The sequence below is a fragment of the Kitasatospora sp. NPDC056531 genome, from assembly GCF_042794375.1.
Taxonomy (GTDB): Bacteria; Actinomycetota; Actinomycetes; order Streptomycetales; family Streptomycetaceae; genus Kitasatospora.
Window position 1 is genome coordinate 13,557 of sequence record NZ_JBHTTU010000040.1, and the last position, 22,696, is coordinate 36,252.

The window sequence follows — 22,696 nt, forward strand, 5'->3', positions numbered from 1 at the left end:
GCCTGTCCGACGATCCCCGCCGGGCGCGAGTCGTCGGGCCCGGCGGCCGAACAGGCCCAACCGGCCCGACCCGTACGGGGACTACGGCCGGGCGAGCCCCTACTGCCAGGGCCGACCGCCCGCAGGAGCGCGCGGAGGCGGCGGGTAGGGTGCGGAACCATGACGGAAACGCCGGGCGCGCACCCTACCGAGCCGGCCCACCCGACCGGCAACGACCTGCACCTCGACCTCCCCGCCGCCGGCGCTCGCCGCGCCGCGCTGATGGCCGCGCTGCGCGAGGCGATCCGCAGCGGCAGACTCGCGCCCGGCGCCCGACTGCCCCCGTACCGCGCCCTCGCCGCCGATCTCGGCTTGGCCCGCAACACCGCCGCCGAGGCCTACGCCGAACTCGTCGCCGAGGGCTGGCTGACCGCCCGTCAGGGCTCGGGCACCACCGTCGCCGAACGCGCCGCGCCCGTCCCGTCCGCCCGGGCCCGCCGCCCCTCGGCGCGGCCCGGTCCCGTCCACGACCTGCGCCAGGGCCAGCCCGACGCCGCCTCCTTCCCTCGTACCGCCTGGCTGGCCGCCGCCCGCCGAGCCCTCACCGCCGCGCCCAACGAGGCCTTCGGGCCCGGCGATCCGCAGGGCCGGCGCGAACTGCGCACCGCCCTCGCCGACTACCTCGCCCGCGCCCGCGGGGTGCGCACCGACCCCGACCGGATCGTCGTCTGCTCCGGCTTCGCCCACGCGCTACGGCTGCTCTTCGACGGCTCGGCGCCCGTCCTGCCGCCCGCCGAGCGGGGGCCGCTGGCCGTCGAGGCGTACGGGCTGGGCTTCCACCGCGGGCTGCTCGCCGCCGCCGGGGTCACCACCGTGCCGCTGCCGATCGACGAACAGGGCGCCCGGGTCGGCGCGTTGGCGCACCTCTCGGACGTCCGTACCGCGCTGCTCACCCCCGCCCACCAGTTCCCGACCGGCGGCCCGCTGCACGCCGGCCGCCGCGCCGCCGTGATCGACTGGGCGCGTGGACGCGGCGGGCTCCTCCTGGAGGACGACTACGACGGCGAGTTCCGCTACGACCGCCAACCGGTCGGCGCCGTCCAGGGGCTGGACCCCGAGCGGGTGCTCTACCTCGGCAGCACCAGCAAGAGCCTCAGCCCCGCGCTGCGGCTCGGCTGGATGGTGGTGCCGGACCACCTGGTCGACCGGGTGCTCGCGGTCAAGGGCGAACGCGAGGGCTGGGCCAGCGCCCTGGACCAGTTGACCCTCGCCGAGTTCATCGACTCCGGAGGCTACGACCGCCACGTCCGTCGGATGCGGCGCCGCTACCGCGACCGCCGCGACCAGTTGGTGGCCGCGCTCGCCGCGAACGCCCCGCACATCCAGGTCTCCGGCATCGCGGCGGGCCTGCACGCGGTGCTGCGCCTGGAGCCGGGCACCGAGCGGTCGGTGCTGAAGGCCGCCGCCTACCGAGGCCTCGCCCTCGACGGCCTCGCCGACTACCGCCACCCGGCCGTCACCTCCGAGGCCACGCCTCCGGCCGACGGCCTGGTCGTCGGCTACGCCACCCCAGCCGACCACGCCTACCCGGCGGCACTCGCCGCACTGTGCGACATCCTGCCGCCGTCCATCTGAGCCAAGCGCGGCCGGTGACCGGCGGCGGGCGGCGAAGCATAGGGCCTGCGAACACCCTGCCGGGCCGTTTCGGCGTTCGACCGGTCCCCGGTGTCCGCTCGCCGGTCCTGCGTCGGTACGGCTTCGGGCCGAGGAGGACAAGCGGAGCGGCACCGCCGCCTACGCTCCTTGGGCATGCGCAGAACACATCCGAGCCGGGCGGCGCTCGCCGTGTGTCCGGCCGTCGCCGTCGGTCTGCTCCTCTCCGCCGCGCCGGCCCGGGCCGACAGCCAGCTGCCGCTCACGGCGGTCTCCGACCGTCAGACGACCGTGCGCGGCGGCGAGTTCACGCTCACCATGACGCTCAACAACCCGTACGACACCGCGATCCAGTTCGTCTACCAGAGCGTCCAGCAGACCTACGACACCAGCCTGGAGAAGGGCCTCAAGTTCACCGCCACGGCCTGCGGCACCCAGACCAACGGCTGCAGCGACAACGTCCACGGCGGCATCGCCCGCTACAACGTGCCGCTGGCCCCGGGCGCCAGCAGCACCTTCACGGTCACCTACACCATCGCCCCCGACTCGGCCTGCGGCGCGGAGACCAGGATCGACTTCTACTCCTACCTGTACTACGAGTACCAGGCCGGTGAGGCCAGGAACTCGGGCATCATCGGCATCCCGGGCACCCAGGTCGCCTGCGCCTGACCCGTCGGCAGCACCGCCTCTCCCCGGCGCACACCCTCTGCGCATCCCTCGTACCCCCGTCAGGTGCCGGCCGCCCCCGTACCGGCACCTGACGGGCTTTTCGTGTCGTCGGCCCCCGCGCATTCCCGGCGAGGACCTCGCGGCGGGCCGGCTGGACCGGGTCCGGGTCTGGTGCGAGATGGCCTGAGCGATGTGCCGGGTTGACGTCCGCGGGCCCGGGTCCGGGCGACCGGTGGGGCGGAGGAAGGGACGGGAGGCGTTGGCAGGACGGGGACCGAAGGTGGGAACGGATGTTCCTGCGGCGAGTGGGGCCGTGTGGGGTGGATCGGGGGAGATTCACCCTATCGGGGGGTAGTCGCCCTCCGTATGGGCCTGGTCGGGTTCTGGTGATCTAGGGTTCCGGATGGGCCGCCGCGAGACGGTGGCCGCTCTCTCGTTGCCCCGCCAACTTCCCCACCAGTAAGCGGATCTGATGATCCGCCACGGTTCGCGTGCCCGGGCGGTGCGGTACGGCCCAGGCCGCGTGATCCGACCACACGAATGGAGACCCTGCCGATGCCCGTGGACACGAACCCGGAGACACAGCAGGACCGGCAGCAGAGCCTTGCGACGGCAGCTGCCCGCAACCTCGCCACCACGACCAAGTCCGCGCCGCAGATGCAGGAGATCACCTCCCGCTGGCTGCTCAAGGTGCTTCCCTGGGTGCAGGCCAACGGTGGCGCCTACCGCGTCAACCGTCGGCTCACCTACACCGTCGGCAACGGTGTGGTGGAGTTCATCAAGACCGGCTCCCAGGTTCGTGTGATCCCGGCCGAGCTGGGCGAGCTCGCCCTGCTGCGCGGCTACGAGGACGAGGAGGTGCTGACCGCCCTCGCCGACCGCTGCCAGCAGGTCAACTTCGGCCCCGGCGAGGTCCTCACCGCCCAGGGCGAGGCGGCCGACAAGATCTTCCTGATCGCCCACGGCAAGATCAACAAGATCGGAACCGGCAAGTACGGCGACGAGACCGTGGTCGGCGTGGCCGGTGACGGCGACCGCTTCGGCGACGACTCGCTGCTCAACGAGGACGCCGTCTGGGAGTACACCGCGAAGACCGCCACCTCCGGTGTCGCCCTGACCCTGAGCCGGGCCGACTTCTCCCGCATCCGGGACAACTCGCCCAGCCTCCAGGAGCACCTGGAGTCCTTCCTGGCCCTGCCGCTGCAGGCTCAGAACGAGCGCGGCGAGGCCGAGATCGCCATGTCGGCCGGCCACCACGGCGAGTACGAACTCCCCGGCGCCTTCGTGGACTACGAGCTCAAGCCGCGTGAGTACGAGCTGAGCGTCGCCCAGACCATCCTCAAGGTCCACACCCGTGTCGCGGACCTGTACAACCAGCCGATGAACCAGATCGAGCACCAGCTCCGGCTGACCATCGAGGCCCTGCGCGAGCGCCAGGAGCACGAGATGATCAACAACCCGGAGTTCGGCCTGCTCAACAACGCCGACTTCGACCAGCGGATCCAGACCCACTCCGGCCCGCCCACCCCGGACGACCTGGACGAGCTGCTCAACCGCCGCCGCGACCCCGACTACCTGCTGGCGCACCCGCGGACCATCGCCGCGATCGGCCGCGAGTTCAACGCCCGGGGCATCTACCCGCACCACGTCGACCTCGGCGGGCAGCAGGTGCCGGCCTGGCGCGGTGTGCCGATCCTGCCGTGCAGCAAGATCCCGATCACCAAGGAGAACACCAGCTCGATCCTGGTGATCCGTACCGGTGAGGACAACCAGGGCGTCATCGGCCTGCATCAGAACGGCATCCCGGACGAGTACCAGCCCTCGCTGTCGGTGCGCTTCATGGGGATCGACGAGAAGGCGATCATCTCCTACCTGGTCAGCGCCTACTACTCCTGCGCGATCCTGGTGCCGGACGCGGTCGGTGTGCTGGAGAACGTCGAGATCGCGCACCGCCGGCACTGAGTGTCGGGTGTCGAGTGCTGGGCGCTGAGCACTTGGCGCTGAGTGCCGAGTGCCGAGCGCTCTGCCGAGGCGGAGAACAGTGCGCGCAGGCCGTAACCGGCCGGCGTGAAGATCGTTTGACCTGATGGCGGACGGCCGCTCGCGAGGGCGGGCCGTCCGCCTGATCACGTTTGAAGGCGCCTGGTCGTATCCGATCGATTGCCCGTTCCGGATTCGACTGACTCTGTCTCTTACGCCGTGGCTGATCAGCCCGAGCCCCTGCCGTTCCCCATTTGACCCGAGAGGTGTGTGGAGCCCATGGCGCAGCGTCGACAGTTCCGATGGATACCGCAGCACGGTGGTGGGACTGCGACCCCCGGGCGGCGGGTGCGACTGATCGGCGCTGCGGTCGGCGTGGTGGCCATGTGCGCGCTGGCCGGCGGCGCCACCGCCTCCGGCGCCGAGCGCCCGGGCGGACACCCGCACGGTCCGCTGGTCGACACCTGGGTGTGCAGTGAGACGGACGTGTCGATGACGGTGGGTCCTGGCGGCAGAGTGGACGTCGGGGTGGATGTGGACGTCCAGGTCGGCGTGACCGTCGCCCCCGACGCCACGCACCACCGGCCCAAGCCGACGCACGGGCACCAGCCGGGACGGCCGGACGACGAGCAGGGCGACGGCGATGACCGCGGTGACCACGACGGGCGGGGCGACCGCGACGGGCAGGGCGACCACGACGGGCACGGGCATCACCACCACCATCACCACCCGTGCCCGACCCCGACGCCCAGTCCGACTCCCACGCCGACCCCGACCCCCACCCCCAAGCCGACTCCCACCCCCAAGCCGACCCCAACGCCGTCTCCGACCCCGCCGCCGCCCAGCCCGACCCCGGTGCGCACCCCGCCCGCGCCCCCGCGCGCCCCTGCGCCGCCGGCGCCCGCGCCCGCCCCACATGCGCCTGCCGCGCCCGCCCCCCAAGCGGCCCCACCCGCCGTGGTGCCCAGCCCCGCGGCGTCGAGCCCGGCGAGCCCGAGTCCGCTGTGGCCGACCCCCTCGGCGCAGCCGGTGTTCCACGTCCGGCCGGCCCAGCCGCTGCCCGTCGCGCGGAACCACCACACGGCCCCGGCGACCACCACGATGCTGCTGGTCACCGTCCCCGCCGTGCTGGCGGCGGCGGCCCTGCGGCCGGGTCGTGGCAACCGAGGCGGCGGACGCTCCGGGTCCTGACGGCACTCGCCCGTAGGACCCCCGGGCACGGGGCCCGCGACCCCGTGGTCGCCGGGCCCCGAGTTCCCGATTACCCCGTTCACGTCACAAGCCAAGCCAGAGAAGGGAGTTCCCATGTCCGAGTGGGTGGCGCTGGTCATCGCCATGGCGGCGGCCTGTGCCGTCGTGGTGGCGGTGGTGCTGCTGAGGCACCGTCGGGTGGGCACCGAGAAGAAGGTCGACGAGACGCCCGACGTCATCGAGTACATCACGATGATGATCGGCGTGGTCTACGCGATCGTTCTCGGCCTCGCCATCGCGGGTGTCTGGGAGGCGCGCGGCGCCGCCCAGGACGACCTGTTCCGCGAGGCGCAGTCGCTGCGGGAGGTGAGCGACCGGGCGGTGGTCTACCCGGCCGAGTTCCGCGACCAGGTCCGGGCCGACGTGGACGGCTACGTCACGTACGTGGTCAACGTCGAGTGGGACTACATGGCCAAGCACGGTGAGATCACCGACAAGGGCACCGAGCTGCTGGAGAAGCTCCAGAACGACGTGGCCACCCGGTCGCCGGCCTCGGACCTGGAGTCCCAGGCCTACCAGCCGATCATGGACCGGATCAGCCAGGCCTCCGACGCCCGCAACCAGCGCGGCCAGAACGCCGGACCGGGCATGCCGGGCGTGGTCTGGTTCGGGCTGCTCGGCGGCGCCGTGGTGACCATCGGCATGCTGTTCGCGCTGCAGATCCGGCGCACGCCGAGGGAGTTGATCCTGGCGGCTTGCTTCAGCGCGTTGATCGCCTTCCTGTTGTTCATGATTTGGGACTTCGACGATCCGTTCGCCAGAAGCGTCTCGGTCACCACGCAGCCGTTCGTGGACCTCTTCCCCTCGCTCAACCTCAAGAGCTGACCAAGGGTTCGGAAGCCCTCTGACCTCCGGGGATCCGGGCAGGTGATCATCGGATAACCTTGCCCGGATTGTCGGGGGTCGGCCCTCGGCCGAGGGATCGAGGGGAACCACAGCAGTGTCCTATCCGCCGATGCCGGATCCCGGTGGCCAGTTCCCGTGGGCACCGGACGCCGCTCCCGTCCCGCCGCCCCGCCCGGAGCGTGCCTGGTGGTGGCTGCCCGAGTCGGAGCGGCTGCGGCGGAAGAAGCAGCGCAAGGAGTGGGAGGCCTACCAGGCGTACCAGCGGCGCAACCGCAAGGACGAGGACGGCGGCAAGCGCAAGCGCGACGACGACTGCCTGGACTGCTGCGGCGACGGCTGCTGCGACATCGCCGACCCCTGCCTGATCGCGCTCATCCCGGTGATGATGGCCTCCGGTGTCCGCTTCGCCCTCACCGGGGCGCGCGGGCGCCGTACGGCCGACCCGTCCGCGCCCGCACCGCGCGGGTTCGCGGCCGGGGTGATGTACGGCGCGGTGCGCTACTACCGCACCGAGGTCAGCCCCCGGCGCCCGGCCTGCTGCCCGTACACGCCGTCCTGCTCGACCTACGCGGTGCAGGCGCTGCACCGGCACGGCGCGCTGCGCGGGGCCCGGCTGACGGTCGGGCGGCTGCTGCGCTGCCGCCCGGGCCGGGGCGGGGCGGACCAGGTGCCGCGCTGATCCTCTGGGCGCGGAGGGCAGCCCGCTGCTCCGAGTAGGGCGAGTGGCCCGCGTGGAATCCACGCGGGCCGGTTTTTTCCTGACGGTAAGTCAGTGCAAGTTGCCGTTCGTCCAGTTGAGCATGGTGGCGGCGCCGGAGGTGACCCTGGTGATCGTGACGTCGGCCGGGTGGTGACCTCGTCAAGGGTGTCCACCCGCTGGACCGCCCCGGGCCGTACAGGGCGGCGGACCGGTAGGTTGGCCGGTACCGGACAGGCCGTCGAACGGAGGAGCGCCATGGACAGTCAGGGCTGGGACGCCCGCTACGCCGCGAGCGAACTCGTGTGGGGCGCGGCGCCCAACCAGTGGGTGGTCCGCGAACTGACCGGGCACACCCCCGGTCACGCCCTGGACCTGGCCGCCGGCGAGGGCCGCAACGCCATCTGGCTGGCCGTCCAGGGCTGGGAGGTCACCGGCCTCGACTTCTCCGCCGTCGCCCTGGAGCGCGCCGAACGACTCACTGCCGACCTGCCCGACGAGGTCGCCGACCGCCTCACCTGGCGCCACGGCGACGCGCGCACGTTTGACTCGCCCGCCGCCGGTTACGACCTCGTTCTGGTCGCCTACCTCCAGCTGCCCGCCGAGGACCGCCGGACCGCGCTGCGCCGCGCCGCCGACGCGCTCGCCCCCGGCGGCACCCTGCTGGTGGTCGGACACGACCTGAGCAACCTCACCGAGGGCGTCGGCGGCCCGCAGGACCCGGCGGTGCTCTTCACCCCGGACGACGTCCTCGCCGACCTCGCCGAATACGGCCTGCGCACCGTGCGTGCGGAGCGTGTCCACCGGACGGTCGGCGCCGAGCCCGGCCACAAGGGCGGCGGTACGGGCGGCGGTGCAGGCGTGGCGATCGACGCGCTGGTGCGGCTGGAGCGGGGTGCCGAGTGACGATCACGACCTCCCGTCGCACGCTGCTCGCCGGCCTGGCCGTGGCCGCCCCGCTGGTCCTGGCGGGCTGTTCCTCCGGCAAGAAGGACAAGGCCGACAAGACCGGCCCGGTGGCCAGGGCCAGCGACCCGGGTGGCGCGGCCTTCGTGATGATCATCCGGCACGGTGAGAAGCCGGACGGCAACCAGCCGGGCCTGGACGAGAACGGCAAGCACGACGGCAAGTCGCTCACCCAGCGCGGCTGGGACCGCGCCAAGGCGCTGCCCACCCTGTTCGCCCCGCCCGCGACCGGCCTGCGCACTCCGGTCCGGATCTACGCCGCCACCGACCAGGGCCCGATGGCCGGGGCACACCGGATGCGCCAGACCGTCACACCCCTGGCCGCCAAGCTCGGGCTGACCGTGGACACCACGTACGCCGAGTCCCAGGAGTCCGAGCTGGCCGGCGCCGCCCTCGCCGGGACCCAGCCGGTGCTGATCTGCTGGGAGCACTCCCGGATCCCGCGGATCGTCGAGGCGCTCGGCGCGTCCGGCAGCGGTGTGCCGGGCACCTGGCCGGACCGGTTCGACCTGGTCTGGGTGTTCTCCCGGCCGGCCGGCGGGGCCTGGACCTTCCAGGAGGTGCGCCAGCACCTGCTGGACGGCGACGCCTGATCCGCCTGAGCTCGTACGCCGGACGTCCAGCGGCGGATCCCTCAGTGCGCGGAGCACCGCCGGAAGTGAGGCCCGGGGGACTGCTGGGTAGGGGCCCCCGAAGCATGCCGTCCGATGATCATAGGTTTCCCTACGGTGCGATAGATTCGCGGCACGGGCGGCGGCAGGAACGAGGAGGGCACGATGACCGTTTCGCTGGCCAAGGGGCAGAAGATCAGCCTGGAGAAGCCGGACGGTGGGCAGTTGAGCCTGGTCCGGATGGGCCTGGGCTGGAAGGCCGTGCAGCGCAAGGGCTTCCTGGCCAAGCTGCTCTCCGCCGGCCAGGAGATCGACCTGGACGCCTCGGCGGTGCTGTTCTCCCGGGGGCAGGCGCTGGACGTGGTCTTCTTCCAGCACCTCACCAGCAACGACGGCTCGGTCCGGCACAGCGGGGACAACCTGGTCGGTGGCGCCGGTGACGCGACCGACGACGAGTCGATCACGGTCGACCTCTCCAGGATCGCGGCCGAGGTCGACCAGATCGTCTTCACCGTCAACTCCTTCACCGGGCAGACCTTCCAGGAGGTCGAGGCGGCCTTCTGCCGTCTGGTGGACGAGACCACCGGCGTCGAGCTGGCCCGCTACACGCTCACCGGCGGCGGCCCGTACACCGCGCAGATCATGGCCAAGGTGCAGCGCACGCCGGGCGGTTGGCAGATGACCGCGATCGGGCAGCCGGCCAACGGGCGGACCTTCCAGGACCTGATGCCGGAGCTGGCCAAGCACCTGTGAGCCGGTCAGGTGCCGGCGCCCGAGCGCGTCCTGCGGGTCTGGTCGGACCCGGCCCGGATCCGCAGGACACGCTCCGGGGGCGTCACTCGACGTCCCGGCGCCGGAACCCGGCCAGGGCCAGGGCGATCAGCGCGGCCGCGACCAGGGTGAGCGCGGCGAGTGGCGTCCAGTCCATCGCGGCGGCCGGCAGCCGGGGCACCCGGCCGAACGGGGAGAGCCCGTCCAGGCCCGAGGGCAGCTTCAGCAGCGGGCCCAGGTAGCCGATCACGAACGCGTAGGCGGGGACGATCCAGGCCAGCGGCGTCGCCCTGGGCAGCCAGCCGTAGACGGCGGCGGCGAAACCCACCGTCACCCACAGGGCGGGCGTGAAGGCCAGCGCCGCGCCGGCCAGCCGCAGGAACACGCCCGCGTCGCCGGTGGACAGCGCACCGGCCAGGCCGAATCCGACGCCCGCGGCGAGCATCACGGCGGTGGAGCCCAGCAGGGCCGCCGCCAGGTGTCCGCCCAGCCAGCCGGACCGCGACACCCCGGTGGCCAGCACCGGCACGGCCCGACCGGCGCTCTCCTCGGCGCGCGGGCGCAGCGTCGCGAGGACCGCGTAGACGCCGCCGACCACCGCGACGACCAGCATCGTCAGCGCGGCGAAGGAGTCGGCGAGGGTGTGGCCGCCGAGCCGGGCCAGCGCCTCCCGGATCTGGTCGACGTCCTTGAGCATCGAGTCGGCGTTGCCGAGCAGCGAGCCGTACATCGCGCCGAGCAGCAGCAGGGCGACCGCGAAGCCGCCGATCAGGCCGCGGTGCAGCCGCAGCGCCAGGCCGAGGGAGGTGCCGAGGAACGGGCTGCCGGTGGCCGGGCCGGGGCGGGTGGCGCGCAGCCCGGCGCCGAGGTCGCGGCGGGTGCTCAGCAGGAACCCGGCCGCCGCGGTGGCGACGGTCAGCGCGAGCGCGGGCAGCAGCGGCCACCAGCGGTCGTCGACGAAGGGATAGGTGCGCTGCAACCAGCCGATCGGGGAGGCCCAGGAGAGCCCGTTCTCCGCGGCGTCCCCGGCGGCGCGCAGCGCGTAGGCGGCGCCGAGGGCGGCGAGGGCCAGTCCGGAGGCGGTCCGGGTGTGCGCGGTGACCTGGACGGCGACGGCGGCCACCGAGGCGAACAGCAGCCCGCCGACGGCGGTCGCGGCGCCGTAGAGCAGCGCGCCGCCGGTGGTCAGACCGGGGATGCCGAGGCCGGGCAGACCGACGGCGAGCAGCAGTCCGAGCGCGAGGTCGGCGACGGCGGCGGTGGCGAGCGCCGCCGCGAGCTGGGCGTGTCGGCCGACGGCGGCGGAGCGGACCAGTTCGGCGCGGCCGCCCTCCTCCTCGGCCCGGGTGTGCCGGGTGACGATCAGGACGCTCATCAGGCCGGCGAGGACGGCCAGCAGGCCGAGCAGCCGGTGGCTGAGCATCGCGCCCCAGCTGTAGTCGGCCAGGTAGTGCGCCGGACCGGACATGGCGAGCAGGGCCGGGTTGTCCGAGCCGTGCGCGATCGAGGCGCGGTCGGCGGCGGTCGGGTAGACGGTGCGGACGCTGTTGGCGGAGGCGATGGCGAGCAGCCCGAGGCCGAGCACCCAGACGGGCAGCCGGGCCCGGTCGCGGCGCAGGGCGAAGCGCAGCAGGACGGCGGTGCCGGTCAGGGTGGCGCCCTCGTCGGCGCGGCCCGGTTCGGTGCGGTGGGCGGTGGGCGCGGCGGTGGTGGTCATCGCACGGCGTCGCCGTCGAGGCGGTGCCCGTTGGCGGCCAGCTCGTCGCCGTAGTGGCGCAGCATCAGCTCCTCCAGCGTGGGCGGGTGGCTGACCAGGCTGCGCAGCCCGGCCTCGCTCAGCTTCCGTACGGCGGCGTCGAGTTGGGCGCCGTCCACGGCGAAGTGGACGCGCAGCCCGTCGGTGCGCAGGGCGTGCACGCCGTCCAGGGCGTCCAGCCCGGTGACCGGGCGGCTGGTCTCGGCCTCGACGGTGGTGCGGGTGAGGTGGCGCAGTTCGCCGAGGGTGCCGGTCTGCACCACCCGGCCGTGCCGGATGATGCTGACCCGGTCACCCAGCTTCTCCACCTCGTCCAGGATGTGGCTGGAGAGCAGGACGGTCCGGCCCTGCTCCTTGGCCTGGCGGACGACGTCCTGGAAGACCACCTCCATCAGCGGGTCCAGGCCCGAGGTCGGCTCGTCCAGCAGCAGGAGCTCGGCGTCGGAGGCGAGCGCGGCGACGATGGCGACCTTCTGCCGGTTGCCCTTGGAGTAGCTGCGGCCTTTCTTGGTCGGGTCGAGGTCGAACCGCTCGATCAGCTCGTCCCGGCGGCGTCGGTCGAGCCGGCCGCGCAGCCGGGAGAGCAGGTCGATGGCCTGGCCGCCGGTGAGGTTGGGCCAGAGCTCGACGTCGCCGGGGACGTAGGCGAGGCGGCGGTGCAGCTCGACGGCGTCGCTCCACGGGTCCCTGCCGAGCAGCCGGGCGCTGCCGCTGTCCGCTCGCAGCAGACCGAGGAGAACCCGGATGGTGGTGGACTTCCCGGCGCCGTTGGGCCCCAGGAAGCCGTGGACCTCGCCGGTCTCGACGGTCAGGTCGAGGCCGTCCAGCGCGGTGGTCCGGCCGAAGGTCTTGCGCAGGCCGGACAGGGTGATGGCCTTGGTCATGCTTTTGAAGGTACCGTAGTTTCAGAAAAACGTGAATATTGGGAAGGCGTTAAAGTTCGACCGGGGGGACGGGTGATCACTGGAAAGGGGGCGGCCGTGGAACGGCAGTCGGAGCAGGGGCGCGACGACCGGGCCGTGTCGGACTTCGTCGAGCGCTTCGCGGCCGAGCTGGTGGTCGCGGGCATGGGCCGGATGCCCTCGCGGATCTTCTCCTGCCTGATGGCCGAGGAGAGCGGCGTGCTGACCTCCGCAGAGCTCTCCGAGCGGCTGCAGATCAGCCCGGCCGCGGTCTCCGGCGCGATGCGCTACCTCATCCAGGTCGGCCTGGTCGCCAAGGAGCGCGAGCCGGGGTCGCGGCGGGACCGCTACCGGGTGCTCAACGACGTCTGGTTCGAGTCGCTGACCCGGCGGGACGAGATCCTGCTGCGCTGGATCCGGGTGCTGAAGGAGGGCGAGGCGACCGTCGGCACGGGTACGGTCGCGGGGGAACGGCTGGCGGAGAGCGCGGCCTTCTTCGAGTTCATGATCGACGAGCTGCACGGCATGCTCGGCCGCTGGCGCGAGCACCGGGCAGGGTTGGCGGCGGGGGGAGTAGGGGCGGAGGGGGAGTAGCGGGCGGCCCGGCGGGCTGGGAAACGGCTCGGCGGCAGGACGGCTGATGGGCCGTCCTGCCGCCGGGGGCTCCGAGTGGGTGTGGCTACTACTTGGTCGGGGTCGCCGAGGGCGAGAGCGAGGCGCTCGGCGTGCTGCTCGGCCCGGCGGACGGGGTGGTGCTGGGGGCGCCGCTCGGCGTGGGCGTCGGGCAGCCGGGGGCGGTGGGGGAGCCGGACGGGGTGCCCGTCGGCGTACTGGTGGGGGTCGCCGTCGGGGACGGGGTGCCGGTGGTCGGCGTGGCGGTACCGGCGGGCGTGGCGGTACCGGTGGGCGTCGCGGTCGTCGTCGGGCTCGGGCAGGAGGTGGGCGTACCCGTCGGGGTGCCGGTCGGCGTACCCGTGGGGGTGGCCGTCGGGGACGGGGTGCCGGTGGTCGGCGTGGCTGAGGGGCTCGCGGAGGACGACGGCGAGCCGCTGGGGGTCGGGGTGCTCGGGGTGGTGGTCGGCTGCGGGGCCGTCGTCTGAGTCGGCGTCGGTGTCGGCGTCACTGCCGGCGGCGTGGTCGGCTGCGGCTCGGGGGCGGGCGTGGTCGGCTGGGCGCTCGGGGTCTGGCTCGTGGTGCCGGAGCCGGTGGTCCCGGTGGTGCTGCCGCCCGTGCCGGACGGCGGGAGGTACGGCGTGGGCAGCGTGCCCGGCACGGTCGAGGTGCCGGGGAGGTCCGGGACGCTGGTCACCAGGCCGCTGCCGTAGTGGGCCATCCAGTTGCGGACCGTCCGCAGGTACTCCGTGGAGTTGTTGTAGCTGAGAATCGCCCGGTCGAGCTGGGCCGGGTCGGAGAGGTCGCGGCCGCCCGCACACAGGTAGCGGGCTGCGGTCTCGGCGGCGTCGAAGATGTTGTTCGGGTCGGCCTTGCCCTTGCCGGTGGTGTCCACGCCCCAGGATGCCCAGGTGGACGGGATGAACTGCATCGGGCCGACGGCGCGGTCCCAGCGCGGGTCGCCGTCGTAGCGGCCGCCGTCGGTGTCGGGTATCGCGGCGAAGCCGTTGCCGTCCAGCGCCGGGCCGAGGATCGGGGTCAGGGTGGTGCCCGAGGCGTCCACCTGGCCGCCGTTGGCCTGGCCGGACTCGACCTGGCCGATCCCCGCCAGCAGCTGCCAGGGCAGGTGGCAGCCGGGCGTGCGCTGGGCGAGGGAGGCCTCCGCCTGCTTGTAGGCGGCGAAGACGGTGGCGGGCAGCGAGGCCCCGGTGGCCGCGAACGGACCGGCCGAGGGCAGGCCCGGCAGCATGCCGGACGGCTGGGGCAGTTGGACGGTGCCGCCGCCGTCGGCCGGGCGGCCGGTGCCGGGGGCGCCGGCCGTGGTGCCGCCGAACGGCGAGGCCGGGGTGTCGGAAGCATCGGCGCCCTGCGCGGTGGCGCTGCCCTGCGCCGGGTTGGTGTCGGCGGCTGCGACCGAGGCGAGACCCGACACCTGAGAGCCGGTCAGCGCGGCCAGTGCGGCGAGCGTCGCCGCCGTCCCCGTGACCCGCTTGCCGAGTCGTACCTTCTGCCCGCCCTGAGCGCTGCCGAACCCCGCCGCCATCTGTTGCCCCTCCCCGTCGCCGTCCGGACCATCCCGGAACGGTTGAGCCCTCGTCATCGTGCCCGCCCGCCGCTTTAAGGCGGCCGCCACCGCGACGATTAGTATCACGACGATCTGACAGGGACAGGATGGCCGGGAGGCGACCCGGCGCCTTCCGAGGGGCGAACGCGGCACTTCAGCGAGGCTTCGGCGGGCCCGAACCGCCGTTGCGGAAACCGCCGCGCACCCGATCGGAAACCGCCGCGCGCCCGATCTGCCCTACTGCTAAGGGGAGTTGGCCGTAAGCCCAACAGCGGGGGCCCGGGCGCCCAGGCGCTCGGGGCGGCGGTTCGAGGTGCGGGGGTGGTGCGTGGGCGTCGCGTCGGGCTCCCCGGCGGCGCCCGTGGTCGACCGCTCTGACCTGCCGGGATGTCCGGCGCCGACCCCGGCGACCCCTAGCAGGGCGGGCCGGTCGGCACCAGGGGGCGTCCCCAACTCGGCCCTGGAAGGATGACGTTCAGGTGAAAGTGGGCATGCCAGGAATTCCCGTCCGGCATGCTGTGCCGCGTGACCATGTGGATGGAGGTCGAAACCGTGAGCGCGAACCTGCCGGAGACCGTCGCTGAAGGAACGGTTGTCCTGCCGGCACCCCCTAGGGTGGTGGACGACCTGGCCCGTGACCTGACCCAGGCCGCCGCCGCCGTCCGGGCGGTGTCGCGGTCCGGCCGTTCCACCGGCGGGGACGTCGCGGTCGCCGCCTACACCGCGGTGGTGTGCACCGGCCGTTCGGCCGCCCGTGCGCTGGAGGAGGCGGCCGCCTGGTGCTGCCAGGCCCCGGACGCCGAGGTCCACTCGCTGGCCTGGGCCCGGGTGCCGGGGCACCGGGAGGGCGTCCACGAGTACCGGATCACCATGGCCGTCAGTTTCCCCGACGACGAGACCGGCGAGCATCCCGGCGACACCCATCACGCTTGCCGCTGAGTCCCGCTGAGTCCCGCGGCGCTATGCGGCGTTCTTTGGCCTTCCGTGGTCGGAGGGCTGAGGCCCGAGTCTTGAGGTCGTATCATCGGCCCATGGGTGATGGGGGTACGAGCGACATGGCTGACGGTGGCACCGGGGCGGAATCGGCCAACGGCACCGCGGGCGGTGCCACTTCGACCGCCGCGGCCGATGGCGGTCCGCGCGAGCTGTCGCGGGCCGCCGCCGTCGGGGCCACCGTGCTGGCCGTCCTGTGTGGCTGCGCGGTGATGCTGGCCATGTTCCACTGGCTGGGCTGGAGCGTGCCCGGTGTGGGCTGGATCGTCGCCAAGGCCGGGATCAAGCTGGCCGTCGGCGGCTTCGCCGGGCTGGCGATGGCTGCCGCCTGGATCCGGACCAAGCTGAGTTCACGTTCGAGGAGTTCAGGGAGTTGACCGCTCGGCGGCTCAACCCGCCTGCGGTGACGGGCAGGTGAGGTCGTGCTCGGGCGCCTTGCCGTCCAGCAGGTAGCGCTCGACCGTGTCGGTCACGCAGGGATCGGAACCCGGGTACTGGCCGTGGTTGCCGTTCCCGGTGACGGTGACCAGCTTCGATCCGCGCAGCGCGCGGTGCGCGCCGAGCGCCGCCTCGTAGTACGTCGCCGGGTCGTGCAGCGAGTTGAGCATCAGCACCGGGGGCAGATGGGCGCCGGTGACCTTGACCTTGGGCGCCGGGTCCGTCGGCCAGGCCGCACAGACCGAGCTGAAGGCGAGCGTACGGGCGCCGACGAGCGGGTAGCGGGCGGTGTTCTGCGCACCGCGCTCGATCCAGGTGTCCATGTCCTTGGTCCACGGGGTGTCGCCGCACGTCACCGAGAAGTACTCGGCGAGGAACTCCGGGCTGAGGTACTGGCCGAACAGCTGGCGGGCCGTCTGCTTGGCGGCCGGATCGGCGTCCTGCCAGTCGTCCAGGGCGGTCAGGGCCCGGGCGAGGAGGGGGAAGGCCTTGTCGCTGTAGATCGCGCTGATCGTGCCGTTGTCCAGCTGGTTGGGGCCGAGCGTCAACGACCCGTCGGTGATGGGCTGGTCGTGCAGGGCGGCGCGGCGCTGCTCCCAGTGCGCCTTGACCTCCTCCGGGGTCGAGCCCCAGTGGTACGTGGCGTCGCGGGCCGCCATCCAGGGCAGGAAGTCCTCCTCGAAGCGCCGCTGGAAGCTCATCGGCTGGCCCAGCTGGAACTGCTCCCAGGTGCCCTCGAAGCCGATGTTGCTGTCCAGCACCATCCGCTCGACCCGGTGCGGGAAGAGCGTGCCGTAGTAGGCGCCGATCATGGTGGCGTAGGAGGCGCCGTAGTAGCTGATCTTCTTCTCGCCGAGCAGGGAGCGGAACAGGTCCATGTCGTGGACGGTCTGCTCGGTGGTCAGGTAGGGCAGCAGATCGCCGCTGTGCTCCTCGCAACCGGCGACCAGCTTCTGTGAGTTGGCGATGACCCGGTCGATCGCCTCGGGGGACTGGTCCCGGTAGTCCCCGGCCAGGAACTCCTGGAACTCCTCCGGACTCTGGCACTGGGCATGGGTACTCCGGCCGACACCGCGCTGGTCGAAGCTGACGATGTCGTAGGCGGCGGCGACCGCGGGGGCGCCCTGGGCGAGGTCCATCGGCCGCAGCAGGCCCTGCCCGCCGGGACCGCCCGCGGCCTCCATCAGCGTTCCCTTCCGCTTCGCCGGGTCGGCGACGCGGTGCCGGGAGACGGCGATGGTCAGGTCGGCTCCGACGCCGGGACGGTGCCAGTCGCGCGGGACGGCCATGGTGGCGCAGTCGAGCGCCGGCTGCCCCTCGCAGGGCTGCCAGTTGAGGGTCTGGTGGGCGTAGCGGGCGGGCGCGGGATCGGCGTCGCCCGGGTTGCGGCCGGAGTCGGCGTTGGCGGTGGCGGGCAGGGCGAGCGAGGCCAGGACCGCGGTGGCGACAACGGCGGCCGCGCGACGGGTGCGGGATGCGGTGGTGTTCACAGGAACGATCGTGTCCGACGGGGAACCTGACGCACGATGAGGCTGAACACCGTCTTTGAGGTGGTGCTGGGTACACCTCCCTCCCTGGAGGGAGGTGTACCCAGCGGCGGGCGCCCCGGCGGCCGGTTCCTGAACGGTCGGCGTCCCGGTACCCGGCGCCTCAGTAGCCGACGGTGAAGCGGGCGCGCCGGTGGGCCGGGCTCTCCGCCTCGTCGAGCAGAGCGATGGCGAGGTCCTCCATGGAGATCGCCGAGTTGCCCTCGGCGTCGACCAGCAGCTCGTCCAGGCCGAGCCGGAAACGGCCGGTGCGCACACCCGGTTCGAGCAGGGCGGCGGGGCTCAGGTACGTCCAGTCGACCTTCCCGTCCGCGCGATAGAGGTCCAGCTGCTCGCCGCAGGCCAGCGCGATCGGCCGGATCTCGTCGGGGAAGCCGGGGGACTCCACGAGGACGGTGCCTTCGCTGCCCGGGACGGTCAGGCTGCCCGCGCCGCCGACCGCGATCAGACGCACACCGGTACCGGCCAGGCCGTCCAGCAGGCCCCGGGTCGCGGCTGTCAGCTCGTGCTCGCTACCGGGCGCGGGGCGGGTGGCGGTGATCACCAGGTCATGCCCGGCGGCGATCCGGGTGACGTCCCCGGGGTCGCGGGCGTCGCCGACGGCGAGGGCGACGGTGGACGGCAGGCCGTGCGGCTTGGCCGGGTCCCGTACGACGGCGGTGACCTCGTGGCCGCGGGCGAGCGCCTCGGCCACGACGCGGCTGCCGACGTTGCCGGTGGCACCGAACACGGTGATGCGCATGAAGGTTTCTCCTTGGACGGAACTCATGGGTTTTCGGGGGTGCGGGGTCAGGCCGTCTCGCGCACGGGCGGCGTGGTGGGCGCCGGTTGCGTGGTGGGCGTGGGTGCGGCGGTGCGGGGCCGCTGGGTCTGGGCGACGATCAGCGAGCCGAGCACGACCACCGCGCCGATCGCCTGGAGCGGGCTGAGGTCCTGGTCGAGCGCCAGCCAGCCGGTCACGGTGGCGACCACCGGGCTGAGCAGGGAGAGGAAGGACAGCGAGGTCGGTGGCAGGGCGCGCAGTCCGCGGAACCACATCGCGTAGGTGAGGGCCGCGCCGATCAGGCAGAGGTAGGCGTAGCCGAGCACGTTGTCGGTGGTGTAGTGGGTGGGCGGGGCGCCCTCGGTCAGCAGGGTGACCGGCACCAGCAGCAGGCCGCCGGCGGTGAGTTGCCAGCCGGTGGTGGCCAGCAGCGGGGCGGGGGAGCCCCAGCGCTTGGAGAGGACCACACCGAAGGCCATCACCACCGCGCCGCCGAGTGCGGCGAACACGCCGATCGCGTCCAGCCGGGCGTTGGCGCGCAGCACCAGCAGGCTGACGCCCCCCACGCCGGCGATGCCGGACAGCACCGTGCGCAGTGTGAGCCGGTCGCCGAGCAGTGCGGCCGAGAGTGCGGCGGTGATCAGCGGTTGGACGGCGCCGACGGTGGCCGCGATGCCGCCGGGCAGGCGGTAGGCGGCGATGAACAGCAGGGCCTGGAAGCCGCCGATGTTGAGCGCGCCGAGGACCAGCGCGCGCCACCACCAGTCACCCTTGGGCAGGGTGCGGGTGAGGGCGATCAGCAGCAGTCCGGCTGGCAGGCAGCGGATGACGGCGGCCAGCAGCGGTCGGTGGGGCGGGAGCATTTCGGTGGTGACGAGGTAGGTCGTCCCCCAGATGGCGGGGGCCAGGGCCGTCACCAGCACCATGGCGAGGCGATTTCTTAGCACTAAGCCAATGTATCTCAGTGCTAAGGCATCGTTCATCGAAATCGGCCGGTGACGTGGCTCACAGTCACCTCACCGCTAAGGGATTTCCTGGGCGTCCCCTACCCTGGACCTGTGGCAGATCATGTGGACCGCGTAGTAGCGCAATGGGCCGCCGAGCGGCCTGAGCTGGACACCTCCCCGATGGAGGTGTTCGGCCGGCTCAAGCGCGTCTACCGTCTGGTGGACGCGGGGCTCAACCGCACCTTCGCCGAACACGGCCTGGACGCGGCCTCCTTCGACGTCCTCGCCACCCTCAAGCGCAGCGGCCCGCCCTACCGCCTCACCCCCACCGGCCTGATGCAGTCCGCCATGGTCACCTCCGGCGCCATCACCCAGCGCCTGGACCGCCTGGAGGCCCGAGGACTGGTCACCCGCACGCGCAGCGACCAGGACGGCCGCAGCCGCGACGTCGAACTGACCCCCGAGGGTCACGCCCTGATCGACCGCGCCCTGCCCGACCACGTCGCCAACGAGCACCGCATGCTGGCCGGCCTCGACGAGGCGCAGAAGGCCGCGCTCATCGACGCGATGCGCGCCCTGCTCGCGGACCTCGGCGACAGCTCCGACTGACCACCTGATTAACCGTTTGCCGGCCCGGCCGCCCGCCCCTTGGATGGCGGCCATGGACGACCCGATCTGGCAGGCCCTGTCCACCGGTGCCCGGCGCACGGTGGACGAGCACCTCGCCGCCTCGCGCAATGTGTACGCGATCAAGGCGATCCGCGACGCGTCGCCGGATCCGGTGCCCGGCCTGCCCGCCTGTATGGACGTGATCACGGTCCGGCGGGTGGAGCTCGGCCTGGACGGTCGCGGACCGACCCCGCCGGTGGGCCCGGCGGACCCGACCGACCTGGTCGCCAAGGCCGAGGCGCTGCGGGAGCACGTCGAGTCGATCCGCGCCGAGTGGGACGGCGACACCTTCGGCTGGTGCGTGGACCTGCGGGCGGTGACCGCCGGGCACCCCGGCGGACACGTGCTCGCGACGATCCGTCACGGCGGCGACATCCGGATCTTCAACGGCGAGGTCCCGCCCTGGCCCGAGGAAGCGGAGGCGGAGTCCGTCGGCCGCGAGGTGGCCGCCCGGCTGGGCGTGCCGTTCCACTTCGCCCGGGAGGGCGGGCCCGGGGTTCCGGCTACGGGTTGACCGCCACCGCCTTGAAGAAGGTGTAGTGGAACGTCCCGCCCGGCTCGGCCGCGCGGCGCAGGTCCGCTATGCCGTGGTCGAAGGCCTCCGGAGTGGTCAGCCCGGAGGCCAGCGCCTCCGCCCGCACGGCCTCGACCATCGCGACGAAGGTCCGCCTGGTGAAGCCCTCCACCAGCGCCGGGCGGCCGCCGTCCGCGTAGACCGTACGGGGGCGGACCGTGACGTCCGCGAAGCCGGCGGCGGTGAGCAGCGGGTACAGCCGTCGCCCGATCAGCGCGTCGCCGCCCGCCTCGGCCTGGAGCCGGACCAGGTGGTCGACGGTGTGGCGGGCCGGCGCGCTCTCCGGGTGGAAGAAGGCCGAGCCGTGGTCGCCCTCGATCACGGTGATCGTCCCGCCCGGCCGCAGCACCCGGCGCAGCGCCGCCAGACCGGCGGCCGGGTCCGGCAGGTGCTCCAGTACGAAGCACAGGAAGACGTGGTCGAACGCGCCGTCGGCGAAGGGCAGTCGGTACAGGTCGCCGTGGTGCCAGGCGACCTGGGCGGCGGGCGCCTCGGCCGCCACCCGGGCCCGGGCCTGGGACAGCGAGTCCGCCGAGAGGTCCGCCGCCGTCAGCAGTACCCCAGGACTCCCGGCCAGCAGGTGCACCGTCTGCGCCCCCACCCCGCAGCCCGCCTCCAGCACCCGGCTGCCCGCCGGGTAGGCCGTGCCCGCGTGGAGCAGCTCGGCGAGGGTGTCGGCCTGGTTGCCGAGGCGCTGCGCCTCGGTGTCGGAGTAGCCGTGGACGTAGTGGTTGTGGTGTGTGCTCGTTCGGCTGGTCACGGCTCCACCCTCACGCCACCATGGACCGGTGAACAGGTCCAAAGGTGAGGCGGTCGACAGGTCCAAAGAGCTCGGCGCGGACTTCCTCCAGCTCGACGCCGCCGACGCCCCGCCCGGCGGTCTCACCCAGTGGCTCGCCCGCCGACTGTGCGAGGCCGTCGCCGACGGGCGCCTCCCGGCGGGCGCCCGGCTCCCCGCCAGCCGGGTGCTCGCGGCCGAACTCGGCGTCTCCCGAGGGGTGGTGACCGACGCCTACCGTCGGCTCGCCGAGGCCGGGCAGGTCGTGGGGCGGGGGAGGGGTGGCACGGTGGTGGTCGCGACCCCGGCCCCGGCCTCCGCACCGCCCGGACCCCGCCCCGAGCCCGTCATCTTCCGGGCGGACCCCGGCCCCGAGGTCTTCGACCACCTGCGCGGCGCCCCCGCCCGGATCGACCTCACCCCCGGAGTCCCGGACCTGGCCGCCTTCCCGCGCGCCGCCTGGCTGCGCTCCGAGCGGGCCGTCCTCGACGGCCTCGCCGCCCACCACCTCGGCTACGGCGACGTCCGGGGCGCGCCCGCCCTGCGCGAGGCCGTCGCCCACTGGCTCGCCCGCAACCGGGGCATCCGGGCCGACCCCGAGGAGGTGCTCGTCGTCGCCGGGACGGCCCAGGCCCTGGCCCTGCTCGGCCGCGCCCTCGGGCAACTGGGCATCACCGAGGTCGCGGTCGAGGACCCGGGCTCGCTCGGCGCCCGCCAACACCTCGCCCACTGGCTCGCCGCCACCCCGCCCGTGCCCGTCGACGCGCACGGCATCCGGGTCGACGCCCTGCGTGCCACGGGCGCCCCGGCCGTCCTGCTCACCCCCGCCCACCAGTACCCGACCGGCGTCGTCCTCGGCGGCGACCGGCGCCGCGAACTCCTCGGCTGGGCGAGCGAAGGCGGGCTCGTCATCGAGGACGACTACGACGCCGAACACCGCTACGACCGCCCGCCCGTCCCCGCCCTCCGGGCCGCCCTGCCGGACCAGGTCTGCTACGCGGGCAGCATCTCCAAACTGCTCGCCCCCGCCCTGCGTACCGGCTGGCTGCTGGTGCCCCCGCGCCTGCGCGACGCCGTCCTGGACGCCAAACGCTTCGCCGACCTCGGAAACCCGGTGCTGCCCCAGCTGGTGCTGGCGCGGCTGATGGAATCCGGTGAACTCGACCGCCACCTCCGGCTGCTGCGCCGCCGCCACCGTCGCCGCCGGGACGCCGTGATCGCCGCCGTCCGCACCCACCTGCCCGGCGCCACGGTGCACGGCGCCGCCGCGGGCCTGCACCTGATGTTGACCCTGCCGGAGGAACTTAGCTGCAACGACACCGAGTTGGCTGAGGCGGCGTTGGCGGCGGGCGTGAAGGTGCAGCCGCTGTCCTGGCATGCCCGGCTCCCCTGTCCACCGGGCCTGGTCCTCGGCTACGCGGCAGGTTCGCCGGGTGAGATCGAGGAAGGAGTGGCGGTGCTGGGGCAGCTGGTCCGGCGCGCGGGGTAGCCGGGCTTCCTCGGGGGAGCGAGGGTTCCTCGCCGTTGACCCGAAGCCGTACCCGGGGCCAGGGGCGGCCCGGCGTCGGTACCTGGATGTCCAGCCGATCGACCGTTCGATCACCCTGGGTGCTGCCGGCGCGGGCGGTCGCGGCGCTCTTTGGGCTGCCGGACCGCCCATCCCTGGGTACGCTGGCGAACCGTAGGCCGCTGCTCACCCTGGAGGCGTGATGGCCCCGTTCCGGCGTGTT

The 22,696-nt window shown here is 73.4% G+C and carries 22 protein-coding genes; 15 read left to right on the plus strand and 7 right to left on the minus strand.

Translation table 11 applies throughout. The features are described 5' to 3' along the window. Nucleotides 1–159 precede the first annotated feature (159 nt). From ACFQ87_RS28115 to ACFQ87_RS28155, 9 genes are all read left to right on the plus strand, one after another. Nucleotides 160–1,614 (plus strand): PLP-dependent aminotransferase family protein, encoded by a 1,455-nt coding sequence (locus tag ACFQ87_RS28115; RefSeq protein WP_380613627.1) that lies wholly within the window; start codon nt 160–162, stop codon nt 1,612–1,614. 174 nt (nt 1,615–1,788) lie between these two features. Then, entirely contained in the window at nt 1,789–2,301 is a 513-nt protein-coding gene (locus ACFQ87_RS28120; protein ID WP_380613628.1) for a hypothetical protein, read from the plus strand. Between the two features lie 555 nt (nt 2,302–2,856). Beyond that, nucleotides 2,857–4,263: a family 2B encapsulin nanocompartment shell protein gene (locus tag ACFQ87_RS28125; RefSeq protein ID WP_380613630.1), complete on the plus strand. Its 1,407-nt coding sequence runs from the start codon at nt 2,857–2,859 to the stop codon at nt 4,261–4,263. Between the two features lie 297 nt (nt 4,264–4,560). Then, nucleotides 4,561–5,472: a hypothetical protein gene (locus ACFQ87_RS28130; protein ID WP_380613632.1), complete on the plus strand. Its 912-nt coding sequence runs from the start codon at nt 4,561–4,563 to the stop codon at nt 5,470–5,472. A gap of 114 nt (nt 5,473–5,586) precedes the next feature. Then, nucleotides 5,587–6,357: a hypothetical protein gene (locus ACFQ87_RS28135; protein ID WP_380613633.1), complete on the plus strand. Its 771-nt coding sequence runs from the start codon at nt 5,587–5,589 to the stop codon at nt 6,355–6,357. A 130-nt stretch (nt 6,358–6,487) separates the two neighbouring features. Beyond that, a complete protein-coding gene (yidD, locus tag ACFQ87_RS28140; RefSeq protein WP_380613635.1) occupies nt 6,488–7,057 on the plus strand; it encodes a membrane protein insertion efficiency factor YidD in 570 nt (189 codons plus the stop codon). A gap of 276 nt (nt 7,058–7,333) precedes the next feature. Then, the gene (locus ACFQ87_RS28145) at nt 7,334–7,981 is read left to right on the plus strand and encodes a class I SAM-dependent methyltransferase (protein WP_380613636.1); all 648 of its coding nucleotides are present in this window, start codon (nt 7,334–7,336) and stop codon (nt 7,979–7,981) included. After that, the gene (locus tag ACFQ87_RS28150) at nt 7,978–8,634 is read left to right on the plus strand and encodes a hypothetical protein (protein ID WP_380613638.1); all 657 of its coding nucleotides are present in this window, start codon (nt 7,978–7,980) and stop codon (nt 8,632–8,634) included. The genes ACFQ87_RS28145 and ACFQ87_RS28150 overlap by 4 nt, the downstream gene beginning before the upstream one ends. A 183-nt stretch (nt 8,635–8,817) precedes the next feature. Beyond that, nucleotides 8,818–9,405 carry a TerD family protein gene (locus tag ACFQ87_RS28155; protein WP_380613639.1) on the plus strand — a complete coding sequence of 196 codons (588 nt, stop codon included), beginning with the start codon at nt 8,818–8,820 and terminating at the stop codon, nt 9,403–9,405. An 82-nt stretch (nt 9,406–9,487) separates the two neighbouring features. Here the strand turns inward: ACFQ87_RS28155 and ACFQ87_RS28160 are convergent, their stop codons facing one another. Further along, nucleotides 9,488–11,140, minus strand: a complete 1,653-nt coding sequence (locus ACFQ87_RS28160) for an ABC transporter permease (protein WP_380613640.1) — start codon at nt 11,138–11,140, stop codon at nt 9,488–9,490. Continuing rightward, nucleotides 11,137–12,063, minus strand: a complete 927-nt coding sequence (locus ACFQ87_RS28165) for an ABC transporter ATP-binding protein (protein WP_380613641.1) — start codon at nt 12,061–12,063, stop codon at nt 11,137–11,139. Before ACFQ87_RS28165 ends, ACFQ87_RS28160 begins: the two co-directional genes overlap by 4 nt. 96 nt (nt 12,064–12,159) lie before the next feature. On the opposite strand from ACFQ87_RS28165, the gene ACFQ87_RS28170 reads away from it, so the two are divergent. After that, nucleotides 12,160–12,675, plus strand: coding sequence for a GbsR/MarR family transcriptional regulator (locus ACFQ87_RS28170; protein ID WP_380613642.1), 516 nt, complete (start codon nt 12,160–12,162; stop codon nt 12,673–12,675). 88 nt (nt 12,676–12,763) lie between these two features. Here ACFQ87_RS28170 and ACFQ87_RS28175 read toward each other — a convergent pair whose 3' ends face one another. Then, a complete protein-coding gene (locus tag ACFQ87_RS28175) occupies nt 12,764–14,236 on the minus strand; it encodes a lytic transglycosylase domain-containing protein (protein WP_380613643.1) in 1,473 nt (490 codons plus the stop codon). Between the two features lie 573 nt (nt 14,237–14,809). Between ACFQ87_RS28175 and ACFQ87_RS28180 the strand changes: the two genes are divergently transcribed. Then, entirely contained in the window at nt 14,810–15,196 is a 387-nt protein-coding gene (locus ACFQ87_RS28180) for a hypothetical protein (RefSeq protein ID WP_380613644.1), read from the plus strand. Nucleotides 15,197–15,288: 92 nt separating this feature from the next. After that, complete coding sequence (locus tag ACFQ87_RS28185; RefSeq protein ID WP_380613645.1) at nt 15,289–15,627, plus strand: hypothetical protein; 339 nt, start codon at nt 15,289–15,291, stop codon at nt 15,625–15,627. A 12-nt stretch (nt 15,628–15,639) separates the two neighbouring features. Here ACFQ87_RS28185 and ACFQ87_RS28190 read toward each other — a convergent pair whose 3' ends face one another. The 3 genes from ACFQ87_RS28190 to ACFQ87_RS28200 form a co-directional block, all read right to left on the minus strand. Then, on the minus strand, nt 15,640–17,178 hold the full coding sequence (locus ACFQ87_RS28190; protein ID WP_380613646.1) for an alpha/beta hydrolase: 1,539 nt from the start codon (nt 17,176–17,178) through the stop codon (nt 15,640–15,642). Nucleotides 17,179–17,338: 160 nt separating this feature from the next. After that, nucleotides 17,339–17,977, minus strand: a complete 639-nt coding sequence (locus ACFQ87_RS28195; RefSeq protein ID WP_380613647.1) for an NAD(P)-dependent oxidoreductase — start codon at nt 17,975–17,977, stop codon at nt 17,339–17,341. 47 nt (nt 17,978–18,024) lie between these two features. Continuing rightward, nucleotides 18,025–18,945: an EamA family transporter gene (locus tag ACFQ87_RS28200; RefSeq protein WP_380613648.1), complete on the minus strand. Its 921-nt coding sequence runs from the start codon at nt 18,943–18,945 to the stop codon at nt 18,025–18,027. Between the two features lie 111 nt (nt 18,946–19,056). Between ACFQ87_RS28200 and ACFQ87_RS28205 the strand changes: the two genes are divergently transcribed. Together ACFQ87_RS28205 and ACFQ87_RS28210 are read left to right on the plus strand one after the other, a co-directional pair. Then, the gene (locus ACFQ87_RS28205; RefSeq protein WP_380613649.1) at nt 19,057–19,554 is read left to right on the plus strand and encodes a MarR family winged helix-turn-helix transcriptional regulator; all 498 of its coding nucleotides are present in this window, start codon (nt 19,057–19,059) and stop codon (nt 19,552–19,554) included. Nucleotides 19,555–19,606: 52 nt separating this feature from the next. Continuing rightward, complete coding sequence (locus ACFQ87_RS28210; RefSeq protein WP_380613650.1) at nt 19,607–20,128, plus strand: hypothetical protein; 522 nt, start codon at nt 19,607–19,609, stop codon at nt 20,126–20,128. Here ACFQ87_RS28210 and ACFQ87_RS28215 read toward each other — a convergent pair. After that, nucleotides 20,118–20,948, minus strand: a complete 831-nt coding sequence (locus ACFQ87_RS28215) for a methyltransferase domain-containing protein (RefSeq protein ID WP_380613651.1) — start codon at nt 20,946–20,948, stop codon at nt 20,118–20,120. The genes ACFQ87_RS28210 and ACFQ87_RS28215 overlap by 11 nt on opposite strands. 28 nt (nt 20,949–20,976) lie before the next feature. Between ACFQ87_RS28215 and ACFQ87_RS28220 the strand changes: the two genes are divergently transcribed. Next, the gene (locus ACFQ87_RS28220; RefSeq protein ID WP_380613652.1) at nt 20,977–22,455 is read left to right on the plus strand and encodes a PLP-dependent aminotransferase family protein; all 1,479 of its coding nucleotides are present in this window, start codon (nt 20,977–20,979) and stop codon (nt 22,453–22,455) included. Nucleotides 22,456–22,696 lie beyond the last annotated feature (241 nt).

Bases quoted from the DNA above. Each gene is read 5' to 3' on its own strand.
- ACFQ87_RS28210 (WP_380613650.1), top strand. From the start codon at position 19,607: ATGGACGACCCGATCTGGCAGGCCCTGTCCACCGGTGCCCGGCGCACG.
- ACFQ87_RS28185 (WP_380613645.1), top strand. From the start codon at position 15,289: ATGGGTGATGGGGGTACGAGCGACATGGCTGACGGTGGCACCGGGGCG.
- ACFQ87_RS28175 (WP_380613643.1), bottom strand. From the start codon at position 14,236: ATGGCGGCGGGGTTCGGCAGCGCTCAGGGCGGGCAGAAGGTACGACTC.
- ACFQ87_RS28130 (WP_380613632.1), top strand. From the start codon at position 4,561: ATGGCGCAGCGTCGACAGTTCCGATGGATACCGCAGCACGGTGGTGGG.
- ACFQ87_RS28115 (WP_380613627.1), top strand. From the start codon at position 160: ATGACGGAAACGCCGGGCGCGCACCCTACCGAGCCGGCCCACCCGACC.
- ACFQ87_RS28145 (WP_380613636.1), top strand. From the start codon at position 7,334: ATGGACAGTCAGGGCTGGGACGCCCGCTACGCCGCGAGCGAACTCGTG.
- ACFQ87_RS28120 (WP_380613628.1), top strand. From the start codon at position 1,789: ATGCGCAGAACACATCCGAGCCGGGCGGCGCTCGCCGTGTGTCCGGCC.
- ACFQ87_RS28165 (WP_380613641.1), bottom strand. From the start codon at position 12,063: ATGACCAAGGCCATCACCCTGTCCGGCCTGCGCAAGACCTTCGGCCGG.
- ACFQ87_RS28155 (WP_380613639.1), top strand. From the start codon at position 8,818: ATGACCGTTTCGCTGGCCAAGGGGCAGAAGATCAGCCTGGAGAAGCCG.
- ACFQ87_RS28160 (WP_380613640.1), bottom strand. From the start codon at position 11,140: ATGACCACCACCGCCGCGCCCACCGCCCACCGCACCGAACCGGGCCGC.
- yidD (WP_380613635.1), top strand. From the start codon at position 6,488: ATGCCGGATCCCGGTGGCCAGTTCCCGTGGGCACCGGACGCCGCTCCC.
- ACFQ87_RS28195 (WP_380613647.1), bottom strand. From the start codon at position 17,977: ATGCGCATCACCGTGTTCGGTGCCACCGGCAACGTCGGCAGCCGCGTC.
- ACFQ87_RS28125 (WP_380613630.1), top strand. From the start codon at position 2,857: ATGCCCGTGGACACGAACCCGGAGACACAGCAGGACCGGCAGCAGAGC.
- ACFQ87_RS28135 (WP_380613633.1), top strand. From the start codon at position 5,587: ATGTCCGAGTGGGTGGCGCTGGTCATCGCCATGGCGGCGGCCTGTGCC.